The 18,411-nt window shown below is 65.0% G+C and carries 15 protein-coding genes; 6 read left to right on the forward strand and 9 right to left on the reverse strand.

What is annotated here, in order from left to right; all coding sequences use genetic code 11:
- Positions 1-11 precede the first annotated feature (11 nt).
- Both HWV67_RS06215 and HWV67_RS06220 read left to right on the forward strand, forming a co-directional pair.
- The gene (locus HWV67_RS06215; protein ID WP_175650397.1) at positions 12-1,025 is read left to right on the forward strand and encodes an LLM class flavin-dependent oxidoreductase; all 1,014 of its coding nucleotides are present in this window, start codon (positions 12-14) and stop codon (positions 1,023-1,025) included.
- Complete coding sequence (locus HWV67_RS06220) at positions 1,015-2,148, forward strand: LLM class flavin-dependent oxidoreductase (RefSeq protein WP_110970598.1); 1,134 nt, start codon at positions 1,015-1,017, stop codon at positions 2,146-2,148. Before HWV67_RS06215 ends, HWV67_RS06220 begins: the two co-directional genes overlap by 11 nt.
- Before the next feature lie 57 nt (positions 2,149-2,205).
- Here the strand turns inward: HWV67_RS06220 and HWV67_RS06225 are convergent, their stop codons facing one another.
- The 3 genes from HWV67_RS06225 to HWV67_RS06235 form a co-directional block, all read right to left on the reverse strand.
- Complete coding sequence (locus HWV67_RS06225; RefSeq protein WP_175650398.1) at positions 2,206-3,249, reverse strand: ABC transporter substrate-binding protein; 1,044 nt, start codon at positions 3,247-3,249, stop codon at positions 2,206-2,208.
- A 560-nt stretch (positions 3,250-3,809) separates the two neighbouring features.
- Entirely contained in the window at positions 3,810-4,760 is a 951-nt protein-coding gene (locus tag HWV67_RS06230) for a PDR/VanB family oxidoreductase (RefSeq protein WP_175650399.1), read from the reverse strand.
- Complete coding sequence (locus tag HWV67_RS06235) at positions 4,757-5,818, reverse strand: aromatic ring-hydroxylating oxygenase subunit alpha (RefSeq protein WP_175650400.1); 1,062 nt, start codon at positions 5,816-5,818, stop codon at positions 4,757-4,759. The genes HWV67_RS06230 and HWV67_RS06235 overlap by 4 nt, the downstream gene beginning before the upstream one ends.
- A 194-nt stretch (positions 5,819-6,012) precedes the next feature.
- Between HWV67_RS06235 and HWV67_RS06240 the strand changes: the two genes are divergently transcribed.
- The 3 genes from HWV67_RS06240 (at position 6,013) to HWV67_RS06250 (ending at position 9,143) form a co-directional block, all read left to right on the forward strand.
- The gene (locus tag HWV67_RS06240) at positions 6,013-6,714 is read left to right on the forward strand and encodes a GntR family transcriptional regulator (RefSeq protein ID WP_175650401.1); all 702 of its coding nucleotides are present in this window, start codon (positions 6,013-6,015) and stop codon (positions 6,712-6,714) included.
- Between the two features lie 134 nt (positions 6,715-6,848).
- Positions 6,849-7,670: an NADPH-dependent oxidoreductase gene (locus HWV67_RS06245; protein WP_175650402.1), complete on the forward strand. Its 822-nt coding sequence runs from the start codon at positions 6,849-6,851 to the stop codon at positions 7,668-7,670.
- A 141-nt stretch (positions 7,671-7,811) separates the two neighbouring features.
- On the forward strand, positions 7,812-9,143 hold the full coding sequence (locus HWV67_RS06250) for an MFS transporter (protein ID WP_175650403.1): 1,332 nt from the start codon (positions 7,812-7,814) through the stop codon (positions 9,141-9,143).
- A gap of 6 nt (positions 9,144-9,149) precedes the next feature.
- On the opposite strand, the gene HWV67_RS06255 is transcribed toward HWV67_RS06250, so the two are convergent.
- From HWV67_RS06255 to HWV67_RS06270, 4 genes are all read right to left on the reverse strand, one after another.
- Complete coding sequence (locus HWV67_RS06255) at positions 9,150-9,989, reverse strand: alpha/beta hydrolase (RefSeq protein ID WP_256680023.1); 840 nt, start codon at positions 9,987-9,989, stop codon at positions 9,150-9,152.
- Positions 9,990-10,003: 14 nt separating this feature from the next.
- Positions 10,004-12,373 (reverse strand): TonB-dependent siderophore receptor, encoded by a 2,370-nt coding sequence (locus HWV67_RS06260; RefSeq protein WP_175650404.1) that lies wholly within the window; start codon positions 12,371-12,373, stop codon positions 10,004-10,006.
- Positions 12,374-12,449: 76 nt separating this feature from the next.
- Positions 12,450-13,370 carry a DUF4880 domain-containing protein gene (locus HWV67_RS06265; protein WP_175650405.1) on the reverse strand — a complete coding sequence of 307 codons (921 nt, stop codon included), beginning with the start codon at positions 13,368-13,370 and terminating at the stop codon, positions 12,450-12,452.
- Positions 13,367-13,885: a sigma-70 family RNA polymerase sigma factor gene (locus tag HWV67_RS06270; RefSeq protein ID WP_175650406.1), complete on the reverse strand. Its 519-nt coding sequence runs from the start codon at positions 13,883-13,885 to the stop codon at positions 13,367-13,369. The genes HWV67_RS06265 and HWV67_RS06270 overlap by 4 nt, the downstream gene beginning before the upstream one ends.
- A 364-nt stretch (positions 13,886-14,249) precedes the next feature.
- Between HWV67_RS06270 and HWV67_RS06275 the strand changes: the two genes are divergently transcribed.
- Complete coding sequence (locus tag HWV67_RS06275; protein ID WP_175650407.1) at positions 14,250-15,578, forward strand: OprD family porin; 1,329 nt, start codon at positions 14,250-14,252, stop codon at positions 15,576-15,578.
- 268 nt (positions 15,579-15,846) lie between these two features.
- On the opposite strand, the gene HWV67_RS06280 is transcribed toward HWV67_RS06275, so the two are convergent.
- Positions 15,847-16,527, reverse strand: coding sequence for a hypothetical protein (locus tag HWV67_RS06280; RefSeq protein WP_175650408.1), 681 nt, complete (start codon positions 16,525-16,527; stop codon positions 15,847-15,849).
- A gap of 346 nt (positions 16,528-16,873) precedes the next feature.
- On the reverse strand, positions 16,874-18,388 hold the full coding sequence (locus tag HWV67_RS06285; RefSeq protein ID WP_175650409.1) for an amidase: 1,515 nt from the start codon (positions 18,386-18,388) through the stop codon (positions 16,874-16,876).
- Between the last annotated feature and the right edge of the window lie 23 nt (positions 18,389-18,411).

Consider the following 18,411-nt stretch of genomic DNA (forward strand, 5'->3'; position numbering starts at 1 on the left):
GGAGCCCGTGCATGGCCCTTGAGTTCAGTTGGCAACTGCCGCTTTGCGGGCCGGATGGCGCCAGCGAGTGGGGTGCGCGGCCGGGCCAGTGGATCCAGTTGGCCCAGGCGGTGGAATATGCCGGCATCGATGGCCTGTGGATTCCCGGCGGCGCACCCTGCGCCGACAGCCTCGGCGTTGCGGCGGCGCTGTGCGCGCACACCCGCCAGTTGCACCTGACCGTCAGCGTGCCGCCCGAGGTGGTGCTGCCGGCCGCGCTCGCCGCCACGTTGCAGAGCCTGCAATCGATCAGCGCCAACCGCGTGCGCCTGCACCTGCCGGACAGCGAGCGCGACAGCCTGCGCCACGCCTTCGGCGAATGGCTCAACCGCGACCAGCGCAGCGAACGGATCGGTGAATACCTGGAAATTCTCCAGCGCCTGCTCAGCGGCGACGAAACCGGTTTCAACTACGGCGGACGCTACTTCCAACTGGAGAACGCCGGCTTTGCCCGCCGCCAACTGCCCGCCCCGCCGCTGCTGCTGGACGACAGCCAGAACACCGCGCTGATCGCCGCCCATGCCGGCACCTGCCTGCTGCGCCCGTCGGCACCGGCCTGGCTGGAACAGGAAGTCCAACGCCTGCGCAGCGCGCAACCGGCGCTGAATTTTGCCTGCACCTTCGGCCTGATCCAGGGCGACAGCGAAGCCCTGGCCTGGGACGCCGCCGCCCGGCACCTGGCGGTGGATGTCCAGGCGCTGCCGGCCAGAGCCGCGTTACCGAGGCTGTCCCGCGATCGCCACCCGCTGCGGCGCTTCGAAATCCACCCCAACCTGCTGCAACTGCAGCCCGGCCAGCCGCTGTACCTGGTGGGCACGCCGCAGCAGATCGCCACGCGGCTACAGGAGTTGCACGGCTTGGGCATCGAACACATCGTTATCCAGGGTCAGCCGGCGGTCAGCGAAGTGCTGCGTTTCGGCGAGCGGATCCTGCCCCTGCTGCACGAGCAGGGCCTGCGCAAGGAGCGCCTGCACCATGGCCAGTGAACGCCGCCCGCCCATCGAACTCGACTGGTTCCTGCCCACCAACGGTGACGGTCGCCATCTGACCAGCAGCGGCCTGCCCAAGGTCGGCCTGTTCCAGCAGGGTGAACGCACGCCGACCCTGGATTACTTGCGGCAGATCGTCCGCGCCGCCGAGCTGTCCGGCTTCGACGGCATCATGGTGCCGACTGCCAGCGGCTTCGAAGACCCATGGTTGATCACCGCAGTGCTGGCCCAGGAAGTGCGCCGCCTGCGCTTTCTGCTGACCCTGCGCCCCGGCCTGGAACTGCCGGCCTGGAGCGCCCACCGCGCGGCAACCTTGCAACTGCTCAGCGACAACCGCCTGGACCTGCATGTGGTCAGCGGTTCCAGCCGTTTCGAACAACGCTCCCTTGGCGACTTTCTCGAACACGACGAACGTTATGCCCGCACCGCCGAATTTCTCGACGCCTTCCAGGCCGTCTGGGCCGGGCGTCGCCAACCGCATCACGGACGTTACTACCGCTGCGCCGGCGACAGCCCGATCGACCCACGGGCGCAGGCGCCGGCGATCTATTTCGGCGGCGCCTCCAGTGCCGCCGAACAGGTCGGTGCCGCCCATGCCCAGACCTACCTGATGTGGTGCGAACCGCCTGCGATGATCGCCGAGCGCATCCGCCACATGCGCGAACTGGCCGCCGCCCGTGGCCGCACGCTGCGTTTCGGCTTGCGCGTGCACGTGTTTGCCGCCGCCACCGATGATGCGGCGTGGAGCCATGTCGAGCGCTTGCTGGACGAGATTCCCAAGGAAGCCATCGACCGTGCCCAGGTGCAGATGGCGGCGTATGAATCGGTGGGTCAGTCACGCCAGACCGAGCTGGTCAAAGGCCGTGGGCGACGGGCGCGGGAACTGGAAGTGTCGGCCAACCTCTGGGCCGGGGTCGGCCTGGTGCGCGGCGGCGCCGGCACCGCGCTGGTGGGCAGCTACCAGCAGGTGGCGGAGCGGATCGAGGAATACCATCAATTGGGCGTCGACTGCTTCATCCTGTCCGGCTTTCCCCATCTGGAAGAAGCAATCCACCTCGGGGCGGAACTGTTGCCGCAGTTGCGGCGGCTGGGAGCGGGACGGGCGCGGCGCAAGGGCTGACAGGGCGTTGGCATTCTCGAAATCCAGCGCCGCCCTGCCTCATTCCCTGCCCTTGGTTTAGCGCGCAGCCCAGGCGTTGAAACGCTCCTCAAGCTCCTCGCCGTGGTCCACCCAGAAGGTCGAGTCCACCAGCAGGCCCTTGTCCATATTGGCCGGCGCGGTTGGCAGTTGGGTCTGGATGGCCTCCGGCAGGTGCGCCACCGTCTGCTTGTTGACCGGCCCGTAAGGGATGTTCATCGAGAAGGTTTTCTGGTTTTCGGCCTGGCTGGCGAAGACGATGAAGCGCTCGGCCAGGGCCTTGTTCGGCGAGCCGCGGACGATGGCCCAGTGGTCCGGGTCATAGAGCCCGCCGTTCCAGACGATACCGAGGTTGGTCCCCTCTTTCTGCGCCACGGCGATGCGGCCGTTGTAGGCGGCGGACATCACCACGTCATTGGCCGCCAGCCATTGCGGAGGTTGGGCGCCGGCTTCCCACCACTGGATGTAGGGCTTGAGCTGATCGAGCTTGGCGAAGGCGCGGGCCACGCCGGCGGGGGTAGAGAGGACTTTATAGAGATCGTCGCGGGCAACACCGTCGGCCAGCAACGCGGCTTCCAGGGTGTATTTGGCGCCCTTGCGCAGGCCGCGTTTGCCGGGGAAGCGTGACACGTCCCAGAAGTCCGCCCAGGAAGCGGGCGGCGTGTCGAGTTTCGCGGCGTTGTAGGCCAGCACCATCGACCACACGTAACTGGCGACGCCGCATTCACTGACGGTATTGGCGATGTAGTTGTCGCCGCTGCCCAGCAGGGCCGGATCGAGCCGCTCGAACAGCCCTTCCTCGCAACCGCGCAGCAGCTCCGGGCTTTCCACCTCGACGATATCCCAGGAAATCTGCCCGACGCTGACCATGGCTTTAACCTTGGACAATTCGCCGTTGTAGTCCCCGGCCACCACCTTGCCCGCCCCGCTCTGCTCGAACGGTTTGAAATAGGCCTGGTCCTGCGCCGCCTTGGTGGCGCCACCGAAGGAGATGATGGTCAGCCGGTCGGAGGCCGCCATGGCCTGGTTTCCTGCCAGCAACGCTACCGCTGCCACAATGCACGCACGCAAATTCAAAGACATTGAAACACCCTCCCTACGCTCAAGATGAATGCCGGGGCCGGTATGAAATTCCGTGCGCACGCCAGCGGCGTTCGCGGGTTTCATGACCCCGACACGGTTGCAACACGACAGTCTTAAAAGGGCAGTAAGGCGGGTGTGCGATCGTTCTTTTGGGCGCGGTCGTGGGATTGCCGCGAAGTTCGACACCTGCCGGAGAGCGAATCAGTTGGCCGCTCATTGTCGATCGCCGAAGCGATCATTTGTTATTGGCTTGACCCGATAATGCGTTAGTTGGGCCGGCAGGCAAATTATGAAAATTGTTATCGCTGGGCATGAAAAAGCTTTGCAGGCAAATGCCGTGGTGATGCGCAACCTGTAGGAGCGGCTGTTAGCCGCGATGGGCCGCACAGCGGCCCCAATCGGTTTAACTGACTGGCACTAACCTTGAGGATTCCTGAATGTGATATCCAGACCCGCCAGAAATACGGTGCTGGATGGATTCAGGGCCGCTTTGCGGCCCATCGCGGCTAACAGCCGCTCCTACAGATTTCGCGTCGGCTGTCAGATGTGTTTGGCGGGTATTACAGATCAAGCACCAGGCAGCCACTTCTGGCGCGGGAGCAGCAAGGTGTGAACTGGTCGTTGCGCGCCCGCTCCTCGGCGGTGAGGAACTGGTCGCGGTGGTCCGGCTCGCCGTCGAGCACGCGGGTCAGGCAGGTGCCGCAGATGCCTTGCTCGCAAGCCACCGGAATGATGATCCCGGCCTCGTCCAGCACCCGGGTGATCGACTGGTCCGCAGGCACCGCAAACACCTGCCCGGTGCTGTGGATGCGCACTTCGAAGGCATCATCCTCGCTCTTGGCCAACGGTGCGGCGCCGAAGTACTCGCGGTGCAGCCGCGCCTCGTCCCAGCCGTGCGCCCGCGCACCGGACAGCACATGCTCCATGAAGCCGCCCGGACCGCAGACATACAACTGGCTGTCGTCGGGCTCCGCTTCCAGCACAGCCTGCAGTTTCAATCGCTGTTCCGCCGCGCCGTCATCGAAGTGCACCTGCACCTGTGCGGCGAACGGCATGGCCCGCAGCCGTTCGACGAACGCCGCGCTGTCTGGCGAGCGGACGCAATAGTGCAACACAAAGTCGCCACCCTGCCGCGCCAGGCTCTGGGCCATGGCCAGGATCGGCGTGATGCCGATACCGCCGGCAAACAGGATCGAGCGCTTCGCTGGCTGCAACGGGAACAGGTTGCGCGGCTCGCCAACCGTGATTACCTGGCCCACCCTGAGCAACTGGTGCACGGCGCTGGAACCACCGCGAGACGCCGGGTCACGCAGCACGCCAATGCAGTAGCGGTTACGTTCGTGCGGGCTGTTCCACAGCGAGTACTGACGGATCAGGCCGTTGGGCAGGTGCACGTCGATATGCGCGCCGGCGTCGAACGCCGGCAGTTCTGCGCCGCTGACGCTGGTCAGTTCCAGGCTGAGGATGTCGCGGGCGACCAGGCGCATCGCCTTGATCAGCACCTCCATCACGATGCACTCCGGGCAATCACCGGCGCTGCCGTCGCCTGCTCGGCGGCGATGATCCGCTCGATGATGCGCCGCGACTGCACCCCGCCGGCATCGATATTGAGCTTGAGCAGCGCGCGCTGCGGGTACTCCAGCAGGTTGCGCTGCTGGCGCTCCAGCATTTCCAGGTCTTCGGCGAAGATCTTGCCCTGGCCAACGCGGATGGTTTCGGTGAGGTCCGGGTCATCGGCCTTGAAGTTGCGCGCCATGCCCCAGAAGTACCAGATCGAGGTGTCGCTCTCGGGGGTGATGAAGTCGACCACGATGCTGCCGGCCTTGAGCGCGGCCGGGGCGTCGTAGCCACCGCTGCCGGCATGGGCGACGCCGACTTCGATCAGCACATGGCTGGGCGGGCTGAAACGGCAGATCTGCCAGCGGTCCACCGGCACGTCATCGGCCAGGCCGTTGCCGCGCAGCGCCGCCTGCCAGAACGGCGGCGGCAGGATGTTTTCCATGAAGCGGCTGGTCACCACCGTGTCGCCTTCGACGCGGGTGCTCACCGGGGCTTCGTCGATTTCCTTCTGGCCGATGCTCGATGCATGCACGTAGGTCTCGTGGGTGAGGTCCATCAGGTTGTCGATCATCAGCCGGTAGTCGCAGGCGATGTGGTAAAGCCCGCCGCCATAGGCCCAGTCCGGGCTCTCGGCCCAATGCAGGTGAGGGATCAGCGCGATATCGGCGAGCCCCGGATCACCCGGCCAGACCCAGATAAAACCGTGGCGCTCCTGCACCGGAAAGCTGCGAATGGCCGGGAAACCCTGCACGCGCTGGCAGGGCATGGCGGCGGTCTTGCCGTCGCAGTCCATCACCAGGCCGTGATAACCACAGACCAGCTTGCCGTCGCGGACAAAGCCCAGCGACAGCGGCGCGCCGCGGTGCGGGCAGAAGTCTTCCACCGCCGCCACCTGTTGCTGGTGGCCACGGTAAAACAACATGTTTTCGTTGCAGATCTTGCGCCCCAACGGCTTGGTGGCGATTTCATCAGGCGTGCAGGCGACGTACCAGGCGTTCTTCGGATGCATGGGTGTGGCTCGTTTTGTTGTTGTGATGGATCCAGAGATTGAATATTCAGCGGATAAAACACAACAAAACAGCACTTACTGGATCCAATAACGGTTCGATAATCGCACGGCATTTGCGTCGAACCTCCTTTCGCAGCCGCGCGCAAAGCGGGTAAAGTCCCGCGCTGGAAAGCCTTTGGCCCGTGGAGTCGCGTGTGAGTGGATCTGGACAGCGTGTATTGAACCTGCTTCGCAGGATGATCCTCGACGGGCGCTTCGCCCCCGGCGAGCGGATCGCCGAGATTCCCACCGCCGAATTGTTGGAGGTCTCGCGGATGCCGGTGCGCATGGCGTTCCGCGCGCTGGAGCAGGAAGGTCTGCTGGTCCGCCAGGGCGCGCGCGGTTTCGCGGTCAAGCAGGTGACCGCGCAAACGCTGTCCGACGCAGTGGAAGTGCGCGCAGTGCTGGAAGGCCTGGCGGCGCGTCAGGCGGCCGAAAGCGGGCTGTCGAAAGCCGCCCGCGCGGTGTTGCAGGAGTGCCTGGAACAGGCCGACCGGCTGTTCGAAAAAGGCCACGTCACTGAGTACGACCTGGCGGCATACCACGACATCAACAAGCGCTTCCACCAGACCATCATCGAGGCCAGCGGCAACGGCGCGGTGGCCGAAGCCTTGTCGCGCAACGAGCACCTGCCCTTCGCCTCGGTCAGTTCGATTGCGGTGGACCGCAACAACCTCGATCAGGAATTCCGCCGTTTCAACTTCGCCAACATGCAGCACCACATGATCGTCGACGCCCTGCTGGCCGGGCAGAGCGCCCGCGCCGAAGCGATCATGCGCGAGCACGCCAACGTGACCATCCGCTACATGAAGATCTTCAGCGGGCCGCGCCAGGACGGCCTGAAAATCATTCAGTAGAAATGCCCACAGCGCATAGTGATCACGCAAAACTATGCGCCTTGTTATTAACAAAGCACCAACGGATATTTCACAAGCAGGCCGCTTGCCCCTACCGTGTTCGCCATCCCGTCCCGTGATGAAGAACGCCTGCCATGTCCAACGCTGCCACCACCGACCTTCTGCAACAACGCTACGGCGAGCAGCATGCCGCCAGCGCCCTGAACAACCCGGTGATCGATCACCTGCTCAATCACCGCAGCGTGCGCAGCTACAGCGACCGCGCCCTGCCCGACGGCACCCTGGAAACCCTGATCGCCGCCGCCCAGTCCGCGGCCACCTCGTCCAACCTGCAGGCCTGGAGCGTGATCGAAGTCCGTGATCCGGCCCGCCGCGCGCGCCTGGCCAAGCTGGCCAACAACCAGCGGCATATCGAGCAGGCGCCGCTGTTCCTGATCTGGCTGGCGGATTTCTCCCGCGCCCAGCGCATCGCCACCCGGCACGAGACCGAACTGCGCGCCCCGTCCTACCTCGACAGCCTGTTGGTGGGCAGCGTCGATGCGGCCCTGGCGGCGCAGAACGCGGTGGTCGCCGCCGAGGCCCTGGGTCTGGGCACCGTCTACATCGGCGCGCTGCGCAATGACCTGCAAGCGGTGGTGGATGAGCTGCAACTGCCGCCGCTGGTCTATCCGGTGTTCGGCCTGTGCGTGGGCTACGCCGCCACTGACAGCGCCATCAAGCCGCGACTGCCGCAGGCGGTGACGCTGCATCACGAGACCTATCAGGTCGATGCGGCCCAGGAACAACGCCTGATTGGCGACTACGAAGCACTCGCCGCCGCGTTCAGCCGGGCCCAGGGCCAGAACACGCCAGGCTGGAGCGAACAGGTGATCAACCGCCTGAAAGACGAGTCGGCGCTGCATGGCCGCGAGCGCATCGGCAAGGTCCTCAACGACCAGCAACTGGCGCTGCGCTGAGCCGAACGCCCTGACCCTCTTGCATGGAAGTCCGCCCTGAACAGCATCGCCCAACCGACACACACCGAACGGCAAGCTGACCCTGCCCCGCCACCGGGCAACGACGCCACACCCGAGGGCACCTTCCAGCGCAAGGTGCAGATGATCATCGGCTGCGCGCTGTTCATGGAACTGCTCGATTCCACCGCCGTGCTCACCGCGCTGCCGCAACTGGCGGCAGACTTCGGCGAGCCCAGCGTGCGCATGAACCTGGTGGTCACCCTGTACCTGCTGGCGGTGGCGATGTTCATTCCGCTCAGCGGCTGGCTGGCTGAACGGCTCGGGCCGCGACGGGTGTTCATCGCCTCGATCCTGCTGTTCGTCTTCAGTTCGCTGGCCTGCGCCGCCTCCAGTGCCCTGTGGCAACTGGCGCTGGCGCGGTTCTTCCAGGGCATGGCCGGCGCGCTGATGGTGCCGGTGGGCCAGGTGATCCTGCTGCGCTGGTCGAGCAAGCGCGACCTGCTGCGGGCCATGGCCTACCTGACCATGCCCGCCCTGCTCGGTCCGGTGTTCGGGCCGCCGCTGGGCGGCATGCTGGTGACCTGGCTGTCGTGGCACTGGATTTTCCTGGTCAACCTGCCTATCGGCCTGCTGGGGATCTACCTGGTACTGCGCCATGTGCCGAACTATCCGGGACAAGCCAGCCAGACCCTCGACCTGCGCGGTTTCCTGCTCGGCAGCCCGGCCCTGGCCTGCCTGGTGCTGGCTTTCGAAACCCTCGGCCACGGTTCGCTGAACCGCACCTGGTCGTGCCTGCTATTGGTGATCGGCGTGCTGTTCGCCGGCCTTTACGTGCGCCATGCGCGGCGCGCCACCGCGCCGTTGCTCGACCTGTCGCTGCTGCGCATCGCCACCTTCGGCCTGGTGCTGAACGGCGGTTTTCTGTTCCGCCTGGGCGCTGCGGCGCTGCCGTTCCTGTTGGTCCTGCTGTTTCAGGTCGGCTATGGGCTGAGTGCTTTGGAGGCGGGCCTGATGACCTTTGCCGGTGGCGCCGGCGCGCTGCTGATCAAGTTCATTTCGGTGCCGTTGGCGCGGCGTTTCGGTTTTCGTCGGTTGCTGGTGTACAACACCCTGCTGGCCAGCCTGTCGATGGCGGCTTGCGCGCTGTTGAGCGCCGACACTGCGCCGATGCTGGTGATGCTGATGCTGTTCGCCGGCGGGCTGTCGCGGTCGTTGCAGATGACCGCGATGGGCGCCCTGACCTACGCCGACATCCCCGCCGAGCGCTCCAGCAGCGCCGCCACCCTGTCGGCCACCAGCGTGCAGATCAGCATGAGCCTGGCGGTCTGCGTGGCCGCCATGCTGCTCGGCCTGATCCAGTTGCTCGGCGGCCACGCCCAGCCCACCGCCGGTGATATCCAGCTCACCTTGTTGGCGATGAGCCTGATCTGCCTGGCGTCGGTCCTGGTGTTTCGCCGGCTGGAGGGTGACTGAGCGCCGTCAGTAGCGCCGCGTGCTCATCAACTCGTCCAGCACCCGGTTCGGCACGCGGAACGGAATCGCTGCATGGTCCTCGCCCGCCTCGATCTGGAAATCGCTGCGCAGGCCGTACTGCGAGAGGTCTTCCAGACGCCGTTGCAGCGAGCGGACATCCTGGATTTCCTGCGGCATTTCCCGGTCGCCGGCGATCAGGGTCAGGCTGCGGTGGATCAGGTCCAGCTTGCCGGCGTGGGCCTGGCGGGTGAATGCCCGCTCGTGGGCCAGCAGGTAGCGATCCTGCCACCACAGGCTCGGGCTGATGGCGACGTAGTGCTGGAACAGCGCCGGACGGGTGAACAGCGTGTAGATGCCGAACATCCCGCCGAACGAATGCCCGACCAGGCTGCGTTGGTCCTGGTCCACCTTGAAGCGCTCGTTGACCTTGGGCATCAGGCGCTTTTCGATGAAGTCGAGGAACACGTCCTGGCCACCCTGCGGCGGCTCATTGCGCTCCGCCGGGGCTGGCGGCGACAGGTCGTAGGCGCGCCGGACGAAGTCCAGCGGCGTATCGCTCGGATAGCCGATGCCCACCAGAATCGCCCCGCGCAAGCGGTCCTGCGCCCGCTTGGCGGCATGGAACGCCGGGAAATAGGCGTTGCCATCGAGCAGGTAGATCACCGGGTAGCCGCCGGTCCACGGCACATCGCCTTCCGGCAGGCTGATCATGATCCGGTACTCGCGGCCTTCGGCGCTCTTCATCAGCCATTGCTCGGTGCCGTCCAGCGTCACCGGGTCGGCCTTGGCCAGCGAGGCGGCGGCCAGCAAACAGGCGCCGGCCATTTTCAGAATTGACTTGAACATGCGCTTCCCTCCCCTTACCAGCGGTAGCTCAGGCTGGTGACCACGCTGCGCGCTTCACCGCGGTAGCAGTAACCGTCCTGGCAGTTGATGAAGCGCTCGTCGAACAGGTTGCGCGCGTTGACGCCCAGACGGACACCGTCCAGTCCACCGCCGAAGTCGTAATGAATGCCGGCGTCGACCAGGGTGTAGGCCTCGTTCTTCACCTCGTTGCTCGGGTCGCCGTAAGTGCTGCCGGTGTAGCGCACGCCGCCGGAGAGACCCAGGCCGAACGGCAGCTTGTAGTCCAGCCACAGCGACGCGAGGTGGCGTGGCACGTTTTTCGGCACCTTGCCCTGGTCGCCATTGTTACCGCGGGTGACTTCGGCGTCGTTGAAGCTGTAGCTGGCGGTCATGCGCAGGTGCTCGCCGAGGTCGGACACGGCTTCCAGTTCCAGGCCACGGGAAACTTGCTCGCCGGTCTGCACGTTGTTCAACGGATTGAGCAGATCGCGGGTCTGCACGTTGGTCTGGGTCAGGTGATAGAGCGACCCGGTCAACAGCGTGCTGCTGCCCGGCGGCTGGTATTTCAGGCCGATTTCATACTGCTCGCCTTCGGTGGGCTTGTAAGGCTGGCCGCTGGCATTGTTGCCGGTCACCGGCAGGAACGACTGGGCGTAACTGGCGTAAGGCGCCAGGCCGTTGTCGAACAGGTAGAGCACGCCCGCCTGCCAGGTGGTGGCCGAGTCGCTGGTCTTGGTGTTGATACCGGTCAGGTTGTCGTCACGGCGCACATGCACCCAATCGCGGCGCAAGCCGGCGGACAGGCGCCAGCGGTCCAGCTCGATCTGGTCCTGCACATAGAGGCCGCTGCGCTGCTCGATGCCGTCCTGGTCGGCGAGTGCGTCGGTGGGGCGGGTCACCGGCTGGTGATAGTCCGGCGCCCAGCGGTCGATGCTCGGTGCCGGGCCCCAGGCGTAGAGCAGCGAGGTGTCCAGCCAGGCGTAATCCACGCCGCTGATCAGGGTGTGTTGCACGTCACCGGTGGCGAAGCGGCTGACCAGACGGGTGTCGGTGGTCACCGAGCGCATGTCTTCGTACAGGCCAACCGCGTAACGGTCGAGGGTGTGGCCGTCACTGGAACCGGTGGGCTGCAGGTACTGGTTGGTGGTGCCGACCTCGCCGTAGCGCAGGTTCTGCTGGAGGCTGAAGGTCTCGTTGAAGGCGTGCTCGAACTCGTAGCCGAAGGTCCACTGCCGCTGGTGGAGCTTGTCGTAGTACTCGTCGCCCTGCCAGAAGTTGGTGAGGTGGTCGCCTTCCTGATAGAGCATCGGCGAGGCGGCGGTCTGGCGTTCCTGATACTGCGCCAGCAGGGTCAGGCTGGTGTTGGGATCGATCTGCCAGCTCAACGACGGCGCCAGCAGGCGCGACTGGTTGTCCATCTGCTCGACCGAGTAGCCGGAGTCGCGGTACAGGCCCACGGTACGGAACAGCACATCGCCCGCCTCGTCGAGCTTGCCGCCGATGTCGAACTGGCCTTGTTCGTGACCGTAATTGCCACCCTGCACCTGCACCTCGTTCTTGGCCAGGAGGCTCGGCCGCTTGCTCACCCGGTTGACCATGCCGCCGGGGCTGATCTGCCCGTACAGCACCGAAGCCGGGCCCTTGAGCACTTCGATGCGCTCCAGGTTGTACGCCTCGGTGGAATACAGCGACAGCCAGCCGCTGCCCGGCTGGCGCAAGCCGTCGAGGAAGTCGGCGGCGATGGTGGTCTCGAAGCCGCGCACCTGGATGTTGTCGAAACGCGGATCAAGGCCCGAACTGCCAACCCGCACGCCGGCGGCATAGGCCACAGCATCCTCGACCTTGTTGACCTTGCGGTCGGCGATCTGCTCGGCGGTCACCACGCTGATGCTCTGGGCGGTTTCGAGGATCGGCCGGTCACTCTTGGTGGCGCTGCTGGCATTGCTGGCGAAATAGCCCGGCACCGGGGCAAAGGCGCTTTGCAACGCGGTGGTTTCAATGCTGGTGGGCGCCAATTGCAGGCTGGCATCGGCGGCGCGCAGCACCACATAGCCGGAGGCGGTCTTGTGGGCGACCAGGCCGCTGCCCTTGAGCAGGGACGCCAGGCCGTCTTCCAGCGAGCCGCCTTGCGCCAGGCCTGCGGTGTTCAGGCCGCGCACGTCTTGCGGCGAGTACGAGAGGATGATCCCCGCCCGCTCGGCAAAGGTGCTCAACGCCGCGCCCAGCGGACCGGCCGCGATGGCCGGAGCGACCGTGGCCGGCGCCGCGGTTTGCGCCAGCACGGGCAGGCTGGCGACGCCGCCGCCCAGGGCGATCGCCAGGCACACGGCGCGGGGCAGATGACGGGGCTGGAACGGCAATGGCTGGGGTCGGGCAGAACGCATGACGGAGTCCAAATGAGGGAGTGATCTTCCCTAACCGGACGAGTCCTTGAAGTCCGACAGAAATTTTTCGTTTTTTTTAAACGGCGACCACGCGCACCCACCAACGGGTGCGTTCGACCACCTTTACCGGCAGCAAATGGGTGATGTTGTCCAGCATCGACGCCGGCTCATCCAGGCGAAACACCCCGGACAGGCGCAGGTCCGCCACCGCCGCGTCACAGCCCAGCCAGCCCTGGCGATAGCGCCCGGCTTCGGCGAGGAAGTCGGCCAGGCGGATGTCGCTGACCACCAGCAGGCCGCGGGTCCAGGCGAAGGGGTCGAAGGCACCCTTGTCCAGCGCGGTCATGCTCGTCGCCGAGACGCCCAGCCCCTCGCCCGCGCGCAACAGGCGTTGCCCGGCCGCGGCGGAGACCTGGACCTCGCCACGGTCGACGCGGATTTCGCTGTAGCCGTCGCGCTCGCGCAGCAGCACCCGCGCATCCTGCCCGGTGCACTGGGCGAAGCGGCAGCGCGCCCGCCAATGCGCGCCTTCCACCAGCACCTCACCGGAGCGCAGCAGCAGTTCGCCGCCCTGCACATCCACCGAACTGTCGGTGTTGAGCACAATCTCGGTACCGTTGCCCAGGCCGAGCCGCCGACGCTCGCCCGTGAAGGTCGCGTAGTCGGCGCGCCAGCCCGGAGGCGAACTGACCGCCACCAGCGCCGTGCCGCCGACCAGCAGGCCAAGCAGCTTCAACGCGCGGCGACGTCCCACATCGGCTTCGGCGCGGCGCAGCAGCGGGATGGTCTGCCCGGCGTCGGGCAACTGGCTGGCCTGGAACAGCCCGGCCATCTGCTGCAGGCGCTGCCAGGCCAGTTGGTGCCGGGGATCGCGGCGCAGCCAGTCCTGCAACTGCTCGTTCAATTCAGTGTTGCCGGCATTGCCGCGCAGGCGCATCTGCCACTCGATGGCCTTGTGCACGATGGCTTGCGGAACCGGCTGACCGGACGCGCTCATGAGGCGTCCTCGAAGCACACCTGATAGCAATGCCACAGGGCGCTGGCGACATGGCGCTCGACCGTGCGGCTGGAGACGCCTAGTTGCCGCGCAATCTGGTCGTGGGTCAGGCCGCCGAGCTGGTACAGCAAAAAGGCCTCGCGCACCGCGGGCTTCAGGCCATCCAGCAAACGGGCGATGCGCTCCAGGCATTGCAAGGCTTCATGGCGCACGTCCGGGGCGGGATGGCTGGCTTCCGGCAACTGCGCCAGGGCTTCGAGATACGCCCGTTCCAGCGCGTCGCGGCGCCAGTGATCGATCACCAGCCCGCGGGCGATACGCGCCAGCAAGGCCCGCGGCGCCCGGTCACTGACCGGCTGACCGCGCACCAACAGGCGCACGAAGGTGTCCTGGGCGAGGTCCGCCGCCTGCTGCGAACATCCGACCGAACGCCGCAGCCAGCCATTCAGCCAGCCGTGGTGAGTGCCATAGAGCACCTCGAAAGGAACGATCGAATCCGCTTCATGTAGCGACATACCAAACCCCGCAGCAGGAAAACGCCACGGGTTGGCGTGGCGAACGCGGGGGCACATTAATAGCGAATCATTCTTATTTCAATCTTTTTACTGATTGCCCCCCTGGGCTGCTTGGCAGCCCTTCGCGACGGTTCGGTATCCCGACAAGCTCGCTCCATGGGGGTTACAAGCCGCTCAGTTGGTTGTGGGAGCGAGATTGCTCGCGAAGGGTCGCAACGCGACCCCAATAACACCTTTCAGAATCGTAATGCCCCCCTCACCTCCCCGTTAGTTTCCCCCGGCAATGATGCCGCGCGGTCACTCGATCAATAACAACCGACCGTGCCATCCCCACAATAAAAACTGCCAGGACTACGGAGCAATCATGAACAGACGTACCCGGTTTTCCCTGGCGGCCTTTACGGCCGCAGCGGGCTTCAGCAGCGTGGTCGGTGCCGCGCAAACCGACGAACAGCAAGGCTTTATCGAAGGCAGCCAGTTGACGCTGCTGAACCGCAACTTCTACTTCAACCGCGACGACCGCAACGGCGCGCACGCCCCCGGTGGCGCCGGCTACTCCGAGGCGTGGGCGCACGCGCTGATCGCCCGCTTCGAATCAGGCTTCACCCAGGGCACCGTGGGCGTCGGTGTCGATGCCTTCGCCATGCTCGGCCTGAAACTCGATACCGGCGGCGGACGCAATGGCGCACGCAGTTCGTTCGATGTGCTGCCGGTGGACAGCGACGGCAACGCCCGGGATGACTACAGCAAGGTCGGTGGCGCGCTGAAAGCCAGGGTGTTCGACACGGTGATCAAGGTCGGCGACGTGTTCCCGACCACGCCCGTGGTGTCCTACGGCGACTCGCGCCTGCTGCCGGAATCCTTCCGCGGCGTGACGCTGGCCAACACCAGCGTCGACGGCCTGACCCTGCAAGGCGGCCGGCTGCACGCTATGAGCCAGCCGGTGTCGAGCAACCTGCGCGACAACTTCGTCACCTTCTACGGCGGGCCGGTCAACGCGCCGTGGGTCGGCTACGTCGGCGGCGACTACCAACTGACCGAGCACGCCAGCGTCAGCCTGTACACCAGCCGCCTGAAAGACGCCTGGAACCAGCACTACCTCGGCACCGCCTTCAGTTATCCGCTTAGCAATGACCTCACCCTGCTGGCGGGCTTCAACTATTACCGCGCGGTGGACGAAGGCAAGCAACTGCTCGGCGAGTTCACCAACGACATCTGGAGCGGCAAGCTGGGCCTGCGCTTCGGCGCCCACACCTTGGCGCTGACCCACCAGCGCAACAACGGCGACGACGACTTCGACTACCTGCGCCAGTCCGACTCCATCTACCTCGACAACTCGATCCAGTACAGCGACTTCAACTCGCCGGGAGAGCGTTCGTGGATGGTGCGCTACGACCTCGACATGGCGTCGTATGGCGTGCCGGGCCTGAGCTTCATGACCCGTTACGGCAAGGGCACCGACGCCGACTACGCCAATGCCAACAGTGTCTACATGCGACGCGACGCCGACGGCAACCCGCTCACTGACCAGAAGCGCTGGGAGCGGGATATCGAGGTGAAATACGTGGTGCAGAGCGGGTCGCTGAAGGACCTGTCGCTGCGCGTGCGCCAGGCGACGACACGGGCGACGCAATTCGAGTCGGATCTGGATGAGACCCGGGTGATCGTGGAGTATCCGTTGAGTCTGTTGTGATCCTGATCGCCGGCAAGCCAGCGCCCACATGCGCCTGCGTGCAGCTGTGGGAACCGGCTTGCCGGCGATGAGCATGGGTATCTACACATCTCCCAGGCAATCGCAAACCGCTAGCCGACAGGAGCGGATTCACCGGACCGCCGCGAAGGGCCGCATAGCGGCCCAAACCGTCCCCCACGAGATGGCTGTCCAGGCCACGGGCATGGCCGGAAAGCGACTTTCCTTCATTGAAATCCAGATGCAAGCGTTTGAGTTTTTGCCGGGACAATCAATTCTGCTCGGAGGGGAGAAGAACCCAGCCACTATTGCGGATCACGGTGAACATCGGAAATCTGCTGAAATCGCAGATCTGTGCGCCAGTGACTACCCCGGCAAAGTCGATCACAGCTCCAGGAACGAATCCCTCAGGGGGAAAACCGCTTGAACCGCCAGCCGCTGCGACATAGAAGACTGGAGCGGGTTCGCACTCAATAACCTGGTTTGGCTGTGCCAGCCAGTAACCGGATAGCACTATCGTGCTGTCATTCCCACATTCAATCGAGTAACCAACGCCAAGGTTAATGGGCTCTGCAACTTGAGCAGGCGATGCAACAAGGAATGCGCCAATACACACGTTGTCAGTTGGGATGGCGGGCGAAAAACCTAGCGGGTCAACCGTCAGCGCAGTGGAGTTACCTGCTAGAAAGGGAATCTCTGTCAGGTTTATTGGCATAGAGGTGATTGCACCACCTGAGACCTGGCCGAACTCAAGAGGTGATGTCCGCATTTGTGCGCATGCAAAAGGTTGCGCCGTGATTGCCAACGTTACGATCTCCCCTGGCCCTATCTGGCAATTAGCAAGGACATTGGTTTGCACGAAGACTTGGCCACCAGCGGAAGGGGGAGCCTGGAAGACAATGAAGTTTTCAGTGCTGTCCAAGGCATTCTGCAGATCAAGACGATATTGCATGTCAGTGTCACTCCGTCATGGAGAGAGGGGGTTGAAGGTTGGCCATGAATAGCATTTGTGAATCAAAGCCCGCTACTTTTTGGCTGAAATTGCAATTAATGCTCGTCAGCCGCTTATCAAGCGGAGCCTATCCTTTGATTCAGCATCATCAATTAACATTTGATTTGCGCACTTAGTTTGCCAAGACGCCTGAATGTGAGATCCAGGCCAGGCAGGAACAGGGTGCTGGATGGTTTTAGGCGGTCCGGCGTCCGGTAATCGCTCCCACAGCACGAGGCGATCTGACGTCTTGTGCTGCCTGCGAGAGGTGTAGATACCCATCCAGCGATTGGGGCCTCAAACTCAACTATTCACCCACGCCAGAACGCTGCTCAAACGCATAAGCCGCTCGGTAAATCTCTCTCTCGCCAAAGTAGCGCCCCACCAGTTGCAGGCCGATCGGCAAGCCGTCGCTTTCGCCGCATGGAATCGACATCGCCGGGTGCCCGGTGGCATCAAAGCCGCAGGTGTTGCCAAGCATCTCGAACGCCCGCCCAAGCGTGTCTTCCAGCCCGGCATCCGGCCCCGGCAGTGGCGTGGCGCGCAGGGGCAGCGTCGGCATCAGCAGCAGGTCGAAATCCTCGAACAGGTCGTCATAGGCCGCCCGCAGTGCGCGGGCCAGGTTCTGCGCCTTGCCGTACATGCGGCCCTGGTAATGCCGATTGATGTACTCGCCGAGGATCATCGTGGTTTTCACCGTGTCCGGCAGTTCATCGGCGCGCTCGCGCCAACTGGCGTGGTGCCCGATCATGCCGTTGAGGTACAGCCCGCGCCAGTTGAAGCCATGGCTGTTGCCCTTCATCATCTGCTGCGTTGCGCCCTCGGCGGCGATCGCCAGCCATATCGCCGGCCCCTGGGCATGCATCGGCAATGACACCTGCGCAACGCTGGCACCCAGCCCGCGCAGCACCTGCGCCGCCTCCTGCACCGCCTCGTCCACCACCGCCTCCGAATTGGCCTGGCCGAAACCTTCGCGCAGCACGCCGATACGCAGGCCCGTCACACCAAGGTTCAGCGCCTCGACATAACCGCCCGTAGCGCCAACGAACGCCTGTCGCGGGTCCAGGCCATCGACACCCGCCAGTGCGTCGAGCATCAGGGCGTTGTCACGCACGTTGGCGGTGATCGGTCCGAGGTGATCAAGGGTCGTTTCGATCGGCATGGCACCGGTATAGGGCACCAGCCCGTGGGTCGGTTTCATGCCGTAGACGCCGCAGTACGCGGCGGGAATCCGCACCGAACCGCCCTGGTCGCTGCCCACCGCCATATCGACTTCGCCCGCCGCCACCAGCGCAGCGGAGCCGGAAGATGAACCGCCTGCCGAATAGCCGTGGCGGCGCGGGTTGTGCACCGGACCGCTGGCCGAGGTGTGCGAGCCGCCCGAGAAGCACAGCGCCTCACAGACCGCCTTGCCGGTGATGGTTGCCCCGGCGTCGAGCAGGCGGGTGACCACCGTGGCGTCCACTTCCGGCGTGTAGCCATCGAGGGTGAAGGTGCCGTTGAGCATCGGCAGGCCGGCGACGGCGATGTTGTCCTTGATCGCCACGCGCTTGCCCGCCAGCGGCCCGGCAGCCTGGCCGCGGATCAGCGCCTTGCATTGCCAGGCCCCCAGCGGGTTGTCGCCGGCTGCGGGGTGATGAACGTCCTGACGCGGATAACGGACGGCGGGAAGATAGTCAGGCAGCGCATCGAGCTGGTCGTAGGCGTCGAAGTTGGCCTGCAACGCGGCGTGGTAGCCCGCCAGTTGCGCCGGCGTGAGGGAGATGCCGAAGTCGGCGGCAATGTCGTCGAGTTCGGTCGGATCGGGTCTGCGAATGGCCATGAGGGTATCTCGCTGAAAAGAAG

Origin of the sequence: Pseudomonas sp. Marseille-P9899, from assembly GCF_903166565.1 — a bacterium.
GTDB classification, from domain to species: domain Bacteria; phylum Pseudomonadota; class Gammaproteobacteria; order Pseudomonadales; family Pseudomonadaceae; genus Aquipseudomonas; species Aquipseudomonas huaxiensis.

Bases quoted from the DNA above. Each gene is read 5' to 3' on its own strand.
- HWV67_RS06215 (WP_175650397.1), top strand. From the start codon at position 12: ATGGCCCTTGAGTTCAGTTGGCAACTGCCGCTTTGCGGGCCGGATGGC.
- HWV67_RS06220 (WP_110970598.1), top strand. From the start codon at position 1,015: ATGGCCAGTGAACGCCGCCCGCCCATCGAACTCGACTGGTTCCTGCCC.
- HWV67_RS06235 (WP_175650400.1), bottom strand. From the start codon at position 5,818: ATGCATCCGAAGAACGCCTGGTACGTCGCCTGCACGCCTGATGAAATC.
- HWV67_RS06285 (WP_175650409.1), bottom strand. From the start codon at position 18,388: ATGGCCATTCGCAGACCCGATCCGACCGAACTCGACGACATTGCCGCC.
- HWV67_RS06275 (WP_175650407.1), top strand. From the start codon at position 14,250: ATGAACAGACGTACCCGGTTTTCCCTGGCGGCCTTTACGGCCGCAGCG.
- HWV67_RS06265 (WP_175650405.1), bottom strand. From the start codon at position 13,370: ATGAGCGCGTCCGGTCAGCCGGTTCCGCAAGCCATCGTGCACAAGGCC.
- HWV67_RS06255 (WP_256680023.1), bottom strand. From the start codon at position 9,989: ATGTTCAAGTCAATTCTGAAAATGGCCGGCGCCTGTTTGCTGGCCGCC.
- HWV67_RS06280 (WP_175650408.1), bottom strand. From the start codon at position 16,527: ATGCAATATCGTCTTGATCTGCAGAATGCCTTGGACAGCACTGAAAAC.
- HWV67_RS06270 (WP_175650406.1), bottom strand. From the start codon at position 13,885: ATGTCGCTACATGAAGCGGATTCGATCGTTCCTTTCGAGGTGCTCTAT.
- HWV67_RS06260 (WP_175650404.1), bottom strand. From the start codon at position 12,373: ATGCGTTCTGCCCGACCCCAGCCATTGCCGTTCCAGCCCCGTCATCTG.
- HWV67_RS06250 (WP_175650403.1), top strand. From the start codon at position 7,812: ATGATCATCGGCTGCGCGCTGTTCATGGAACTGCTCGATTCCACCGCC.
- HWV67_RS06245 (WP_175650402.1), top strand. From the start codon at position 6,849: ATGTCCAACGCTGCCACCACCGACCTTCTGCAACAACGCTACGGCGAG.
- HWV67_RS06225 (WP_175650398.1), bottom strand. From the start codon at position 3,249: ATGTCTTTGAATTTGCGTGCGTGCATTGTGGCAGCGGTAGCGTTGCTG.